A 16042-nucleotide genomic window follows, 5' to 3' on the forward strand; every position below is an offset into this window, starting at 1 on the left:
CCTAGATATTAATACCGTGATGTACCAAAGTCAATGATTCTGTAGCAACAGCGCTACTTGATGCATTGAATTGCGGGCCTTCCCATTTTACAGGGTAGGCATCAATGATATTCCACTCCATCGCTCTTTCACCGCTGCTATTTAGTAGACAAATACAACCATTTTGCTTTTGAATTTTACCAGTAACAACTTTGTCGTACCAAGTCCATATCTCGGTGTCAATAACACCGCGTTTAAGAACTAAATCTGAGTACTTTGTTCCTTTGGGAAGTTTATACTCAAATAAATTGTTTCCGCCTTCGCGAATAGTTTCAACTTCTGTTTCGCGACTCAAACCACTTACCTCAGAAAATCCCCCAAGAATAATCTCATCGAATTCAACCACAAAGCGAAAAGCCATAAACGGATTTTGTATCATTCTACATCTCCAATATCGACTTTTCTTTTTTTCCTTGCGATTGGTTCATTCGTGCGTGAAGATCACTCACTTCTCCCACCCATTTCTGCCTTTCGCGATGGTCCATATGAATGAGAGTTTGGTAGTCCCAATGCAAGAAGTAAGCGAGATAAGTGATCTCTTTATAGATATGATCCCACCCTGGCGATTCTTCTTGGTTTTCCATCGGACTACCTGGTTGATTTATCTCCACCGCTTTTGCTTTTAGAAAATGAAAGTCTTCTAAAAAAAGCTTGGAGATGATATCAGTATTTACTCGTGGTAAACTCCCTAATTTTGTTACAACGCGAGCAATAAAAATGACATCAAAAAAGTGTTCGTTATTTCTCACACGAGGGTCTTTTTTGGGGCGAATTTCATCTTCTGCTGTTGCTAGACGCATAAGTACTTTTCTGTGAAGATTTCCTTCTGCATCGACATAACCTCTTGGTAGTGTAAACTCGTACTCTGTTTGTAAAATCCCCATATTTTCCCTAACTTACGCGGTCCATTCTCTCGTGAGTAATTTCTAAAGTTTCAATAAGAACTTCATTTCCTTTGGCACTTAACCCGGAGTATTCTATTTTAGAACACCATGCTTCGATGATCTCCCAACGCGACTTCTCTGCCCCTTCCTCATCGATTAAAATAAGCGAAATGTTTTTGCGCAGGTCTTTTGCTCCTGTATCTTCTATTTGTTCGCGCCATTTATAAAGCTCTAGAGAATCGGTAATTCCTTTTTTTAGAGTTAAAACACCATATTTGTTAAGACCCGAAAGTTTGCGTACATAAGGAGGTTCCGTTCCCTCGCGATACTCAACGACATCACTGCTAGAATCGGGAATGGTAACATCAGAAAAACCACCTATTTCAATATCCTCTATTTCTACGCGGAAACGAAAATTGCGGTATGGATCAACTAATCTTTCACCTGTAGCCACTGAACTTCTCCTTTATTATGACTCTAATACTTTTTGACTAATTCTAATAATAACAAATTCCGCTGGTTTTACCGGAGCAATAGCAATGTCGACAATTAATTCTCCTGCATCTCTTCTTGGTTGAGGGTTGTTTTCCTTATCAACTTTGATAAAGAACGCCTCATCTTCTGTTTTGCCAAACAACGCACCGTCTTGCCATACACGCCATAAAAAAGCACGTATGTTGCGCTTTATGCTTCCCCACACTCTCGGTGAATTTGGCTCAAAAACAGCCCACTGCATACCGCGCTTCAAAGATTCTTCAACATAAATAAACAAGCGGCGAACGTTGATGTACTTCCATTCAGCATCTGTTGTAGTTGCAAGTGTTCTTGCTCCCCAAACCACAATTCCCTTTCCTGGAAATGAACGTATCGCATTAATACCGTTCGCGTTGAGGTTTTCTTGTTCGCCATGGGTCATTGTATATGCTAAACCTCTGGCGGTTCTAACATTCGATTTTAAGCCTGCGGGAGCTTTATGTACCCCTACAGTGCTATCGGCCCTTGCATAGATGCCAGCGATTGCACCTGAAGGAGGTAGCATTACTTTAATTTTATTTTTTACCTCTTGGGGAGTAATGAGTGAGTGAATCCATGGATAGTAAAGAGCACCATAACTAGAGGTGCTAAATGCTTCTGCATATTCTTGTTGTACACTTTGCGCATCTAACAATTCAGGGTTAGAATCAGCAATGAAAACGCAATTTTTGCGTTTAGCACAATAGCTAATCCCTTCCATCATCAGAGACTTTTCGCCTTTGGCATCTGGTGTAGCAATCATGTTCACATCTTCGATAGGATCTAGGGCTTTCAATCCTTTTTTGGGTTCTGCTTGCGTTGCTTCACTTGCATCACTTATACCAACGATGTAGCACTTGCTTCCACCTTCTGCGAAAAACTGATACACGGCATATGGTAATAGTTTTTCGGGAACATAGGGGTTGTCCATTTCCTCGGGCTTATTTGGCAGTTCTTTAGGTAGACCACCAAATTTTTCCGAAAATTGCGACCAGCTCGTTACGAGTGTCGGCGTATGTAAAACAGCTCCTTCTTTGGTAGGAACTCCTAAAAATGCGGCTGTGGAAGTACCAACGGATTCAATTGGTTTTGATCCCGAAGAAACTTCTTGTATATACACACCAGGGGTTAACGGCATAATATTTATCCTTACAGAAGTTAATTACTTTAAAAATTGCAATTGAAGTTGATTTTCTGGTTTTTCCATAACTTCAATAATTTCATTTCCATTTTGATCTTGTACTTTGAGAACATAGTATTTATGTTTTTTCAAATCTTCTTTTAATGGTTCAATTAAATCTTCTCGGTATTTCTCGATTGTTTCTCGATAAACCTCTAAAACATTCTCTCGCTTACTTTCATCTTGATAGTACTTGCCTTCAGTATCTTGATAGTAGATGCCAGGAAATATGTAGTAGTGTATTTGCACTTTTTGTTTTTCGATAGTTTCTACAATCTCAATTATTTGCCAGTAGCGCTCTTGTTCATTATGTATAACGCGCCATTCGCTAAAAGCACTATGACCATTGTCCTTAAATTCTTTTACTAAATCGGATGATAAATTGATGTTATGTTGAAGATCTTGCTCAAGTTTTTTGTCAAACCGAAATAAAAAATCTAGTGGAGCAAGCCGTTTACTCCTTAGAGAGATCTTTTTGATCGGCGTTGTATATTCTGAGACCACTTGGCTTTCTATACTAACAGGAGAAACCAAATACGATGCACAAAGTTTAATGTTGTCGTTGTTTAAACGCCAAATATGAGTCCACTCTTCAAGATTTAAATCTTGATAAATAACTTTGATTTTCTCATTGCCAATAGTAAATGACGGCTGATCATGGAAAAGACGAGCAATACGTCCAAGTATTTCTAATTCAAGCTCTATAGTTCCTGCATTAGGGGCAATCAAATAATGTAGATCGAAAAACAATGGTGATAACACTCTATCCACTGCGGGTAAAGTATTACTAAGGTGCTCGTTTTTTACCATTTTATATGGAACAATAGCTACAGAACCTTCTCTTGATCTTTCAGGTGGAAACTTAAACTTAACATCTATTTTTAGGCGTTGCTCAATAACATCCTTGAGCTTTTGATTTACTTTTCGCAGAGCGCTGTCGTTCATATTATATTGCCTTCTAGGTACGGCAAGACTTCTTCTTCACTAAAAACTTTGCCGAGTTTTTGATATTCTCGTTTTAAAGCTGTACATATATGATGCATCTGAATTGCTGATTTTTCACTAGCGGCAAGAAAAGCAGCTCCAATGACAACGTTTTTGATATTACCACCGCACAAATCAAACTCACGCGCCAAAAAAGAATAATCGATTTTATTTACAGGAACTTGTGGCGGAAACATTTTTCTCCATAACGCAATGCGCTGCTGTTCATTTGGAAAAGGGAACTCAATGACAAATGCCATGCGTCTTAAAAAAGCGTCGTCGATGTTAGTACTAAAATTAGTGGCAAGTATAACGACACCATGATGTTCTTCTAATTTTTGTAGCAGATAGTTCGTTGAGATATTTGCATAGCGGTCGTGAGCATCTTTTACTGTCGTTCGTTTACCAAAAATGGCGTCAGCTTCATCGAAAAACAAAATAGCATTTGTCTGTGCTGCAAGATCAAAAACATAACGCAAGTTTTTTTCTGTCTCACCAATGTACTTTGAGACCAAACGCGAAACATCTATTTTATAAATATTCTGACCGATTTCACGTGCCAACACTTCAGCAGCCATTGTTTTTCCTGTTCCGGAAGCACCAATAAACATGATATTGCTTCCAGGCTGCACAGAGAATTTCTCACTAAATTGCCATTGTTCATATACCTGATGTCGATATTTTATGTGGTGGCTAATTTCATTCAAATGAGCCTTTTTTTCTTTAGGTAAAACTAAATCGTCCCATGAATAAATACATTTTAACTTACGCGCATATTCTACAGGCATTACTCCGTAGTAAGATTTTAAAACAAAACGAATAGCTTTTTCATCTAAGACATCGCCTAGTTTTTTTGCATGTTCTATCACTTCGCAAATTTGTTGCTTACTGAGAGATGGGTAATCTTTTGCAATATTTTGCGTTTGTTGATTTGCATCTAATTTGTCCATCCAAGTATCCATATTGTCGTAAGCATCATTGAATTCAAAATAGAAAATCGCTACACTTTGCCAATATGAGTTTTTATGAAAAGGCTTTTCATCGCAAATAAAAACGGGTGTATGTATTTTCGAAGCCCATTTTTTGTAAGCACGCACAAAAAAAACACTTCGATTTTCTAATTCTAATGCTTGAGGGTGATAAAAAACAATACTCACTTTTTGCAGCAATGCCTCGCGAAAAATGTCTTCAAAAAGATGCTCCGTTGTTTTTTCGATTGACATGTGAGCTAAGTTTATCACAAGTAAGCGACAACTTAATTCGTTGCATACTTGAGAAATACAATACTTTTTAGCTGTATCATTGCCTCCGTATAACGAATATATCTTTTGAGGTACACAGCAAATTTGCGCTGCTTGCTTTGTTAATGACACTTGTTGGGAAACATCACAATCTTCTATACTACTAAAAGAGGCTATACTAAAAGCAACATCATTATTCTTTAATAAAAAACGTTTAATTCTCTCTGCTACGACAATAGGAGAATCAAATTGTCCAGCATCAAACTGTAGTAATCTATTTACAATCAAAGGAGAGCATGGAGCAAGTAAGTTCCAAATCTGCCCTTTAAAAGCAAATAGATCACTTAACAAATCAACGGCCAAAGAAACGGTCGCGGTCTTTTGTCCCATATCATCATGTAAATAACCGTATATGCGCATATAGCGTCTATCTAAATCAGGTGCTAACGCGACCAGCAAAATATTCATTTCTGGAGAAGAAAGCCCAAACATCTGTTGCAGTTGCAAAAGCGGTAAGTCCTCTTTGCATGATTTCAACTTGTTTACTATTTGCTGGTGTAGACTTTGTATTTCATCCTCCATGGATTCGATTTCTACCGACTCAACGCAGGCTCCGTTAAATAGCTGTTCAAAAATAGAAACAATCTCATTTGGATTTGCAAAGAAAGGACTATTCTCTTCTTCTGCTTCACTAGCTTGGCGCACATAGAACTCACGTTGCAAACGCTTAGTTAGCAAATGCAATTCGTCTTGTAAATGTTGTTGATGTGTGTAGGACAATTTTTTTACCTATACCTAAACAGTGGTTACTTTGAAAGACCCAATTGTGTTTTTAGTTTAGTAACATAAGCTTTGGCTGCTTTCCCTCCATCAGCATCAATTTTAGCAAAACTTGCTTTAAGGTCTGTTTTCTGGCCTGTACTTAAGTCATCATTAGCAAGAGAGGTTTTAGTGACAATAGCATCTAATGAGTGTAAAAGAGCTGCGGACTTTAATAAGGTATCAGGTGCAGGACTTTTACTTACTAGTAAGAACTTATCTAACACTTTTTTTGCCGTCACTTTTGTTTCCAAAATACCTAGTTGAGTTCTTAGTTTGCGAACATAAAATTTTGCTCTTGCTTCACCATCAGTACCGATGTTATCAAAACTTATTTCGAGATCTGTTTTCTGATCTACACTTAAGTCACTATTAGCAAGAGAGGTTTTAGTGACAATAGCATCTAACGAGTGCAAAAGAGCCACGGCCTTTAACAAGTCATCAGGTGCAGGACTTTTACTTACTAGTAAGAACTTATCTAACACTTTTTTTGCCGTCACTTTGGTCTCTAAAATACCTAGTTGAGTTCTTAGTTTGCGAACATAAAATTTTGCTCTTGCTTCACCATCAGTACCGATGTTATCAAAACTTATTTCGAGATCTGTTTTCTGATCTACACTTAAGTCACTATTAGCAAGAGAGGTTTTAGTGACAATAGCATCTAACGAGTGCAAAAGAGCCACGGACTTTAACAAGTCATCAGGTGCAGGACTTTTACTTACTAGTAAGAACTTATCTAACACTTTTTTTGCCGTCACTTTGGTCTCTAAATTGAGAAGTCTTTTTAATTCGCTAACGCGGTAAAGAGCTGCTTGGTCTAAGTTACCAGCACCTTCGATATCTCCGAAAGCTTTTGTTAGATCATTCCCTTGGTTATCGCTAAGATCAGCATTGACAAAAGAAGTCTTTTTCACTAGTTCAAGTAAAGAATGCAAAACGTCGGGATGAGGTGCACTTGCGTTGTTTTGATCAATAAACCAATGCAAAACAACTTTCGTAGATTCTTTAATTGGGTTTTGCAAAAGATATTTTGTGATAAATGAAAAATTCGAACCATTGTTGAATTTTGTCAAATGAGCGATATGGCTTACACTACTTGTAAAAGCGCGTATTACCAAAAGCTGTTCGCATTTTTTTAGATTATCAGGGGCCGCTTTGTGGCGATTTTTGAGAACATCTTCAACCGCGATATCCAAACCATCTTGGTCTAGCTGCATCGAGTAGTATTGAATTAATTCATGCAATGAATCCATTTTGCCTAGAGCGATTGCTGCTATCGGAGAACTCACTTTATCAGCGTAATCTTCTGGATATTTGCGCGCGGCTTGGATAAAGCTTTCGATACTGGTTTTGTCATCAGGAGAAATGAAGTCTATTCCTTCTAAAGCAACGCGCGCAACATGTCGATCTTCGAAATGACTGTATATATGAGTGAGAACTCTACATAAATTTGCTTTATCGGTGCCTAGAGTAGCACTTTTCGCTGTATTAAGAAGAATTTGCACCGCTACATAAGAACGGTTTTCAAACTTACTATCGTCTTTGTCTTTTTGCCATTCTTGTAAATAACGAAATGTTTCCCAAATAACTTTATTTGCATCTAATTGTCCAATTGTGGTTAAGGCTTCGGCAGCAGAATCTTGCAAATCAGCAAATTGCAAGTTGTTTATAAGAGCGTTGATCGTTGCAGTTACAGGAACTCTCCTTCTTGCAGCTAGAGTATTTAAATATTGCATTACTTCTACTTTTACAATCACAAGTTCTTTTTCATTTTTTAAAATAGTCAATAAAGAATTGGCGTCTTCAAGTTCACCCAGAGTTTGCACTATTTTTAGTTTGACCGCTTCAGGATGCCCAGCTTTATCATTTTTCCAAGATAAAATTAAAGCGCGTGCTATATCTTTTTTTAGACTCTGACTCCCTGTAGTAGCTTTTCTACTTAGCTCTTCTACGGCATAAATTCGGTTGTTAGAATTAGCACTGTTATTCAAAGTATCTACCCGAACTTGGATAAACTGGCGCTCATCAGCATTTGTTGCAAACAAGGAGCCGACCATTAACATAGATAAAAAAAGTAAACGTTTCATTTTTTTCCTCAATCGATCAAAAATAAATTCAAAAGTAAGAATCAAAGACGTTTAAATCTGTGTATAGCGAACAGGAAAATGTCTTCATTCTATTTGCCAAAAAAATCTTTACTAGGTTTTACATGTTTCGGATTCCAAGGTGGCATAGTTCCTATTTTGAGAATGTGCTCATGTCGATAGTATTCTTGGTTGTTGTAAATAAGAGAGGGTGTGACGTCTGCTTCATTATTACGAGTGTAAATAAGAAATGCTCCAATTGCGTTGTTGTTTTTCCACTCACCGACAAGAATAATATATTCACCATAGTATGATTTTAAACTATGTGGTTTTTTCCATATATATGTAGCTGGTGACTTACCAATAGACTTTACCCACGACTCCTTCCAATCAAAGATTTTTTCGGTATCATCAAACCACTGTCCGTGTTTTGTTTCATCGCAATATGGCCCAAAATAGCTTAGGTTTTTCTGTTTATTGTTTCCTGCCAAAACAACAGCAATAAAACAAATAAATACTATAATCACCTTACTTTTTTTGAACAATCGGGCGAAATCCAATAGCATCTTCTTCTCCCCTAAATTCTGGTGCATAGTCGCTAGTACAGTTTTCGATTTGATCGCGATAAGAACCTCCACAGTGTTTTTTTTCTAAACACCATTCAGAAACATTTCCATGCATGTTGTGTAATCCAAAAGCATTCGCTTTTCTTTTTTTTACATCTGAGCCCACAAACTTATCAAACCACACATAGTCGATCTTTTTATCGATTTCAAAAGAATATTTGCCAACAGCACCTGCACGACAAGCATATTCCCACTGTACTTGAGAAGGTAGTTGCATACTCAATCCTTTGGGAAGTAATTGGATACTCCATGTTTGGCAAAGTTGGTTGACTTTGGAAAAAGAAATATTAGTTTGTGGTTTACTGTTGTCTTTCCTCGCTATCTCGTATTTCGCTATTCTAAAATGTTGCCAACAACCTTTGGTTGGTGCAAATCGTCCTGGAGGAATCAATACCATTGGAATCTTTCCTCGATCAGTATCGTATTCTTCGATTACTTTTAATTTCTGAGATTGAGCGTAAGCTTTCTGATACATCGCTGCGATTTGCCGCTGTTTTTTTATCGAGTAATCTTTCCAGGTTTGCTTCGTCATATCTAAAATTTTTCGACCGTTTTTTTCAGTAGATATAAGGTGCCAGTATTCTTCAGAGAGATTTGTTTTTTCTAGAGCAGGATATTTAGAGAAAGTGCTTTTAGCAATAAACTTATCTTGATGAACAATAACTTGAATAACACCTGATGTTTTGTAATTTATTGGATAGTAGCTGAGCTTATAGTTGTAACTATCTATTTGTTGAACAGCATCAACCTTCTTAAGCTTATCTTGCTCCCATATGTAAACATGATCGCGATTTAGCGGTTGTTTTGGTGGTGTTGTTATTTTGACTTGTAGGTCTAATTTATAGCGTTCCATCTTTTCATTGAAGCGCGGTAGATCAATAGGACTGACATCTATTTTACTAGTACATCCAGGAAGATAATCTATAGCCATTGGTTCGTTTTTAACCAAAGAACTTTTTCCTCTTCGTCCGTTGTTATCTGTTACGTGTAGTTGTAAGTTATTGCCAATACCAACGGAAACATAGTTGAAAAAATAGGTGTCTGTTTTAGGGCAATACGTTGTATTTTTAGGTATGGTTAGTTCCGTTGTTCGCTCCTTGTTGTTTTCAAAAATGCGAAAATTTTTCTTTTTGAGGTTATCAACAGTGTTATCATCCCATACTTGAAAAGCAATTGTTATTTGTTTGCTTCCTGACATAGTTGAATATAATTGAATATTCTTAAATGTTAATGAACAGCCAGGAGAATAAACATTGTCTATAGTCGGATAAAACACCGAGCTTAGTCCACTGTATGCTCGCCACTTGACTTTCAATTGAAGTTTGGAATCTTGCATAACTGACTTATAAGCAAAAAAGTAGGTATTGGGGAGAGAACAAAACTTATTCTCTTTGAGAGGAAAAGGTTTTAGCGGATATTCTTTATTATTTTCAATTATTGCAAATTGAGTAGAATTTAATCCTTTCAAAGGAGCATTCTCTTTCCACAGCTCAAAACTAACAATAGAGCCCGTAGAATTTTGATTTTTATATACGACCACTTGCTTAAATTTTAAACTACAAGCACTGCAAAATATAAAAAAAGCGATTATTACAATGTGAATATTTGTTTTCATACAAAAACCCGGCGAAAAAGTATTTTTTCTTGCTTTATTGCAATTACAGCATCTATTAATACTGAAATAACTTATTTTTTTTATTATAATTATTTTACTGTTAATTGTATATTTAATTTTTAGAAAAAATCAATGTTTATTATTTTTAAACTACCGAAAACTAAAAATATATGTTGAAATCAAAGGAAAACGTATGAAAAAAGTTATGATGATATTTCTTTATACTAGTTTATTGTTCGCAGACAATGTAGGCATTCCTAGCTATAAATTAGAACTTACATATTCGGAACAAAAAGCAAGCCAGTGGTGTTGGGCAGCGTCTATTCAAATGGTAATGGATTATTATGGTGTTTCTATAGAACAGGAAGAAATAGTTCAAAGGTCTTATGGGAGAGATCCATGGGGGAGATTGCCCAATTGGGCCGGAAGTTTTCAGGTCATCACTCAGAATCTAAATGGTTGGGGAGTTGGTCGTTATGGCAAGCGATATACGGTAGGCGCAGTTTTTCGAAGTGGTGCACCCAACCCAAGAGTTTTAATTCAAGAGTTGCGAAAAGGTCACCCTATTATTCTCGGTTATAAAACGGGTCCTTCTAGTGGACATGCTGTTGTGTGCACAGCAGCAAATTATAATGATTATGGGTATGGACCAAGAATCAATTATATTACAGTTAGAGATCCCTTTCCTAGCTGGGAAAACAAAAAAACAAACGGGAAACGTACATACCAAGGTGCTCAGTTGGCTAGTGTAATACAAGGCTATTGGATTATCAGAGTTGAAACTCAAAAAAATAACCATATAAAACAACGAGTCAAAATAAATTGCCAACATAAGGTAGCTTGCTCTCACAAAGCACATCCTTTTGATACAGCACATCCTTTTGATGTAGACGCCTATGGTAGAAGATATAATTGCATTCACCGCGTTCCATGCAGACATACACTACACCCATACGATACATTACACCCCTATGACTATATAACTAAATAACTTTAGTGCGCGGCTTATAAAGCTACATTTCAACACCAAGCCGCGCAATTTTTTATCTTTAGACATTATTTTCATTCTTATATTCCTGCAACTGCAACTTCAACTTCAGTCAAGAGTGTACAGCATTACTCATTTTACATTTTCGTCAAATATACAGAGTTTCTTGTATTTATAGGTCGCCACTTAGTTAGCTAATTATTAATAATCTTTTCAATAATACCACTTAGTTTTTTCGTCAATTCATCCATTCCTTCTTGTGTATTTTTATAAGCACTCACACGTTGTCATTTAAAATCAAAAGGAAGTTTTTCGATATCCTGAGTTAACCGAGATTTGGTAAATCGTTTTTAATGGAGAAAATAAAAAGGAAAGAGTATAAAAGTATTTGGAAGGAAAAAGTTATAATAGTTCCCTAACCCAAGAATAAAAAGCCTTCGGCAAGGAAGGCAACTTTGAAGGGAACTATCAATGTCTAATATAACAATATGTCTACCAATAATGCTATATATTTCTAATTTATTGCTGGAGAGCGAAGAGGAAGTAAATAAATATTTAGAAGGTCCATGTAAATATCTAAAGATTAGAAGAAGAATAGATTTTTTGATGACGTTTTTAGTGATGCATATAACTGGATATCGATGTATTTACGAGTATGAAAAAAGTTATCAAAATGTGAAAAGTATTGGCTTCTCAATATTCGGATCAGGAAAAGCAAGATCCATTTTGAAATCAATAAGTAATTCAATGCTAAGTTGGAAATTATTACTTTTGCAAAGAGCAATAGTTGAAAAAGTTTGCCCAGAACTCACAAAAGATAAGAAAATAAAAGTAAAAGGCGAAAAAGCAATAGAAGAAACACTTGGTGTCGATGGGTTTTCAGTTGTCTCATTTTCAGACAAAAGAGAAGGATCTCTGTTGGGTCATCACAGAAGATATCGAGGAAAACCAACTTTGCAATCATCTGTGGCATTTATTGGAAAAATTTTTGTGGATATCAAGTTGTTTGCTGGCAATGTGAATGTTTGCGTTTATTTCCAAAAAGCGGTAAAGAGAGTACGATCTCTAGGTTACGCATTTTCTGCTGTTAGAGCAGATACTGCTTATGGCAAAGTAGAGAACCTGCTGTTTCTTGAAAAGCTTTCTCTTTCTTATGTCTTAGGCATTCGTACCTCTCTTATCTCTTTGAAGAAAGCTAAAGTAAAATTCAAAAAGTTAGCGGCAAAACGATCTGCAAAAATTGTTCATATTGACAAAGGTAGTGCAATTCTTGACTTGGGATTTATTAATGCTTCTGCTAGAAATGAACCTGTTTATCGACGTGTTGTTTTGTGCAGAAGAATACATCGCAAGAAAAAGAAAGGCAAGTGGAAGATTAAAACCTATTTTTATGCACTTGTTACTGATCTAGAGTGGTCTCCGCGCAAAATTTTCTCTTTTTACCATCAGCGCCAAAACATTGAAAATGCACTTAAAGAAGCTCAACACCATTATTTCTTTGCTAAGCTTTGTTCTCATACTTCTATCAAAGCTAATGAGTTTTGGATGACTACTAAGGTTTTTGCTATGACTATGGCTAAAATTTTTGCTTATTGCATTTTGTCAGTTCGTTTTCAAACTATGTATTTGAGAAGTATTATTCGTAAATTTTTTGCAAATTCTATTCACTATGTTCTAAATTTTCAAGTTCATCTGACCCCAAAATGCAAGTATTTATGGCATATACGGCGAATTTTTGCAAAAATTTCTCAAAATGATATTAACTCTCAAGCTTTTATTATTGCGGCTTAGAAGCCGCACACTAAATCTCGGTTAAGTAAGTCGCAAAAAGTTTCTATGCAGTAAGCAACTACTTAAATAATAATGACTCTGTTGAAACACTGGTGATATCTAACCAATAACTGGATGATTTTTCCAAATTCCAATAAGACTAGTAAGACCAAAATTGTAACGGATTTTCTTCTCGCGATATTGCTAAATGAACTTTTGAAAAGAAGACTTTATGGCATCAAGATTTGGATAAAGATAGTTACTAAAAATTCTTTTTTTCAGAAATAGCCAAAAGCGTTCAATAGGATTAAGAATAGTAGCCCTTTTAGGAAGAAAGTGAATGAATATGTGTTCACTAAACTTATCTCTAAATTTTTTAAAAAGTTTAGTTTTTTTTACTGTGTATAGAAGCATTATCGACAACAATATGAATTTTTTTCTTCTTAAATTGAGCGCGAATCTGATGGAGTGAAGCAATAAAATTTTTAGCCATTTTTTGCTTTCGACCATTAACAAATTTATGAAAAAATTCTCTTGTGTGAGGATTAAAAAAGCCAAACATGCAGAGTACTTGATTACAGCCTGGTGTGGAAATTTTCTTTAGTAATAAATTAGAAATATATAGCATTATTGGTAGGCATATTGTTATATTAGACATTGATAGTTCCCTTCAAAGTTGCCTTCCTTGCCGAAGGCTTTTTATTCTTGGGTTAGGGAACTATTATAACTTTTTCCTTCCAAATACTTTTATACTCTTTCCTTTTTATTTTCTCCATTAAAAACGATTTACCAAATCTCGGTTAAGCATGCTTTCAAGTAGAGTCTTATTTATAAAAACCAGAATGGAAAAACTAACAAAAGCAATTAACAATAAATAAAACCACCAACTAACTCCTTTGAACCAACTAATAAAAACAAATCCCGACATCAATCCAAAAATCCCACCTGCATATCTAGGACCTGACTTTATAATAATATCTATTAGAAGTGACATCATTTATTAAATCTCCAGTCTAGTACAACAAAACCTCAAACTGATAATTAAATATCAAATAATGATTATTGAGAGAAAACCATTTACTAAATCAAAAACAGAGTTAAAAATGAACTATACACCAAAAAATATTTGTGCACTTTAATTTATCTAGTTTTTTGCTTGTTCACTTTTTTAGATCGCTTGGCTGCTTTTATGAATTGAGAATATAATGTATTATTTCTTGAGGATTTTCTTTATCGAGAACTTCTTCTAAAACACCAAATTGGTTGCTATATAACAAAAGCCCCCATTCATTTCTATCTTTGCCTTTATTTCGCTTTAGATTTGCAAGTTGTGTCATTTCTATTGGTAATTCTTTTAATTCATTGTTCCATAGGTTGAGTTTTCTAAGCTTTGTCAGGTGTCCAATCTCTGCTGGTAATTCTCTTAAATAGTTTGCTCTCAAATTAAGCTCTCTAAGGCTTATAAGTTTCCCAATCTCTGCTGGTAATTTTTTTAAGCGGATGCCTCTCAGATTAAGTTTAGTGAGATTTGTAAGCATTCCAATTTCTGTTGGTAATTTTCCTAAATTGTTGTATCTCAGGTTAAGTGATGTAAGATTTGTAAGTTGCCCAATTTCTGCTGGTAATTCTGTTAATTGGTTTTCTGATAACCAAAGCTCTCTAAGATTTGTAAGTCGCCCAATTTCTACTGGTAATTCTCTTAATTGATTTACTTCCAAATAGAGCTCTCTAAGGTTTGTAAGTTGCCCAATTTCTGCTGGTAATTCTTTTAATTGATTGCCGTACAAATCAAGTTTTGTAAGCTGAGTAAGCTGCCCGATTTCTGCTGGAAGTTTCTTTAATTCGTAATTTGAGAGATCAAGTGATTTGATATTTTTTTTTAGAGCCTCGTCAAGAACTTTAAATAATTCTTTCTTATCTAGAGCCTTATCAAGAAGTTTAAACAATTCTTCCTCGTCCATATTCTTTAGTCTCTCCATAATTTAACTAGTAAACTATTCGTTTACATCTTTGAAAATAAGCGTGAGAGTACAACATTGTTAATGGTTAATCTTTATAATTTTGAATAAAAAATGGCAGAGAACTAATTTGTATTCGAAGTTTCAATTAACCAGTCCTACTTTTTGGGATTTAAATCCTGGAAATATTTGCGCTATTTTAGGACTGTGTAGTGCTCCTGTTAGAATTTCACTTAATACTGAGCGGTAGTCGTATTGTACTTTCAGTCCTCCTGGCCCTTGTTGCTCTTCGTCATAATCAAGTCCTGGCCATTTGCCAATAACTTTGCCACCATTGATTTTATCTCCTAGAGCAAAAAAAGTAAATGCGCGCCCATGATCTGTACCCATTGAGCTATTTTCATAGACTCTTCGTCCAAATTCGGTCATGACAATTGTGGTTACTGAGCTTCTGTAACTTTGCAAGTCAGCGTCAAATGCTGCTAAGCCTTTTGCGAGTACATCAATGTTGTTTGCTTGAAGTCCGCTCTCTTGGCCTTGAAAAAAATGTGTGTCCCAACCATCTAAGTCTACACAGGCCACTTGCAATCCTAGTTGTGCTTTGACAATGCGCGCAACTTCACGTAATTCATTTCCGAATTTAGTTTGCGGATATTCAGCATTATTTTCGGGAGTATAATTATTTTTTTGTAGGTTTTCTATTTTTTCAAGTAGGCGCAGAGTATCTTTTCCTTGTTGATTTAAAACATTAGCTTGATTACCATACATTTTTGCAATAGCGTCGATAGCTGACTTACTGTTACCACTAGCAGTTTGAATTTTTAGGTCACCTAGGTTTTGGATTACGTTAATATTGGGGGCACCACGTAAACATTCAGGGATTGTTGTTCCCATGGCCACCGCAGAAATAGCTTTTTTGTGTTCGTCATTGTGTAGACGCAGGTGCCTACCTAGCCAACCACTTCCCAAATCCTTCTCTTCGCTGCTACCGTGCTCCATTTGATCTTGCGCTTCGAAATGCGAACCGCTGGTATTGTCAGAACCGACGGCTTGTACCATCCCTAGTCTTCCTTCGCGAAATAGCGGATACAAAGGAGATAACTTAGGATGTAAAGCGTAAAAATCGTTTAAACGTACAGAGCTTTCAAGTTTATTTTTTACGGGCGCGGCGATGTGGATAGTTGGACGCAATCGATAGTAGTCATCATCGCCAAAAGGAACGACAAAATTGAGCGTATCTGCTCCACCGCGCAAAAATATGCACACAAGAGTTGTGTTGTCTTGTTTATTTTTAGCAAATAATAATTTGCGTAAAAAATTGCGACGTACTAAATTCATGTT

General features: G+C 35.9%; 15 protein-coding genes. 2 read left to right on the forward strand and 13 right to left on the reverse strand.

What is annotated here, in order from left to right:
* Nucleotide 1: 1 nt before the first annotated feature.
* The 9 genes from UABHE_RS22210 to UABHE_RS22250 all read right to left on the reverse strand — a co-directional run bounded on the left by UABHE_RS22210 (nucleotide 2) and on the right by UABHE_RS22250 (nucleotide 9985).
* On the reverse strand, nucleotides 2–418 hold the full coding sequence (locus UABHE_RS22210) for a phage tail protein (protein ID WP_372365485.1): 417 nt from the start codon (nucleotides 416–418) through the stop codon (nucleotides 2–4).
* 1 nt (nucleotide 419) lies between these two features.
* On the reverse strand, nucleotides 420–923 hold the full coding sequence (locus tag UABHE_RS22215; RefSeq protein ID WP_372365486.1) for a DUF6760 family protein: 504 nt from the start codon (nucleotides 921–923) through the stop codon (nucleotides 420–422).
* A gap of 7 nt (nucleotides 924–930) precedes the next feature.
* Entirely contained in the window at nucleotides 931–1377 is a 447-nt protein-coding gene (locus UABHE_RS22220; protein WP_372365487.1) for a phage tail protein, read from the reverse strand.
* Nucleotides 1378–1392: 15 nt separating this feature from the next.
* Nucleotides 1393–2574 (reverse strand): phage tail sheath family protein, encoded by a 1182-nt coding sequence (locus UABHE_RS22225; protein WP_372365488.1) that lies wholly within the window; start codon nucleotides 2572–2574, stop codon nucleotides 1393–1395.
* Between the two features lie 24 nt (nucleotides 2575–2598).
* Nucleotides 2599–3561 carry a Pvc16 family protein gene (locus tag UABHE_RS22230; protein WP_372365490.1) on the reverse strand — a complete coding sequence of 321 codons (963 nt, stop codon included), beginning with the start codon at nucleotides 3559–3561 and terminating at the stop codon, nucleotides 2599–2601.
* Complete coding sequence (locus UABHE_RS22235; protein ID WP_372365491.1) at nucleotides 3558–5621, reverse strand: ATP-binding protein; 2064 nt, start codon at nucleotides 5619–5621, stop codon at nucleotides 3558–3560. The genes UABHE_RS22230 and UABHE_RS22235 overlap by 4 nt, the downstream gene beginning before the upstream one ends.
* 26 nt (nucleotides 5622–5647) lie before the next feature.
* Nucleotides 5648–7747 (reverse strand): hypothetical protein, encoded by a 2100-nt coding sequence (locus UABHE_RS22240; RefSeq protein ID WP_372365492.1) that lies wholly within the window; start codon nucleotides 7745–7747, stop codon nucleotides 5648–5650.
* Nucleotides 7748–7836: 89 nt separating this feature from the next.
* Nucleotides 7837–8310: a hypothetical protein gene (locus UABHE_RS22245; protein ID WP_372365493.1), complete on the reverse strand. Its 474-nt coding sequence runs from the start codon at nucleotides 8308–8310 to the stop codon at nucleotides 7837–7839.
* Nucleotides 8273–9985, reverse strand: a complete 1713-nt coding sequence (locus UABHE_RS22250; protein ID WP_372365494.1) for a formylglycine-generating enzyme family protein — start codon at nucleotides 9983–9985, stop codon at nucleotides 8273–8275. The genes UABHE_RS22245 and UABHE_RS22250 overlap by 38 nt, the downstream gene beginning before the upstream one ends.
* A 193-nt stretch (nucleotides 9986–10178) precedes the next feature.
* Between UABHE_RS22250 and UABHE_RS22255 the strand changes: the two genes are divergently transcribed.
* Both UABHE_RS22255 and UABHE_RS22260 read left to right on the forward strand, forming a co-directional pair.
* On the forward strand, nucleotides 10179–10976 hold the full coding sequence (locus tag UABHE_RS22255; RefSeq protein WP_372365495.1) for a C39 family peptidase: 798 nt from the start codon (nucleotides 10179–10181) through the stop codon (nucleotides 10974–10976).
* 468 nt (nucleotides 10977–11444) lie between these two features.
* Complete coding sequence (locus UABHE_RS22260) at nucleotides 11445–12764, forward strand: transposase (protein WP_372365496.1); 1320 nt, start codon at nucleotides 11445–11447, stop codon at nucleotides 12762–12764.
* A 364-nt stretch (nucleotides 12765–13128) separates the two neighbouring features.
* Here the strand turns inward: UABHE_RS22260 and UABHE_RS22265 are convergent, their stop codons facing one another.
* The 4 genes from UABHE_RS22265 to UABHE_RS22280 form a co-directional block, all read right to left on the reverse strand.
* Entirely contained in the window at nucleotides 13129–13401 is a 273-nt protein-coding gene (locus UABHE_RS22265; protein WP_372365497.1) for a transposase, read from the reverse strand.
* Nucleotides 13402–13518: 117 nt separating this feature from the next.
* Complete coding sequence (locus tag UABHE_RS22270; RefSeq protein ID WP_372365498.1) at nucleotides 13519–13740, reverse strand: hypothetical protein; 222 nt, start codon at nucleotides 13738–13740, stop codon at nucleotides 13519–13521.
* 190 nt (nucleotides 13741–13930) lie between these two features.
* On the reverse strand, nucleotides 13931–14689 hold the full coding sequence (locus tag UABHE_RS22275; protein WP_372365499.1) for a leucine-rich repeat domain-containing protein: 759 nt from the start codon (nucleotides 14687–14689) through the stop codon (nucleotides 13931–13933).
* A gap of 156 nt (nucleotides 14690–14845) precedes the next feature.
* On the reverse strand, nucleotides 14846–16039 hold the full coding sequence (locus UABHE_RS22280; RefSeq protein ID WP_372365500.1) for a DUF1501 domain-containing protein: 1194 nt from the start codon (nucleotides 16037–16039) through the stop codon (nucleotides 14846–14848).
* Nucleotides 16040–16042 lie beyond the last annotated feature (3 nt).

Origin of the sequence: Candidatus Uabimicrobium helgolandensis (assembly GCF_041508025.1) — a bacterium.
Classification (GTDB): domain Bacteria; phylum Planctomycetota; class Uabimicrobiia; order Uabimicrobiales; family Uabimicrobiaceae; genus Uabimicrobium; species Uabimicrobium helgolandensis.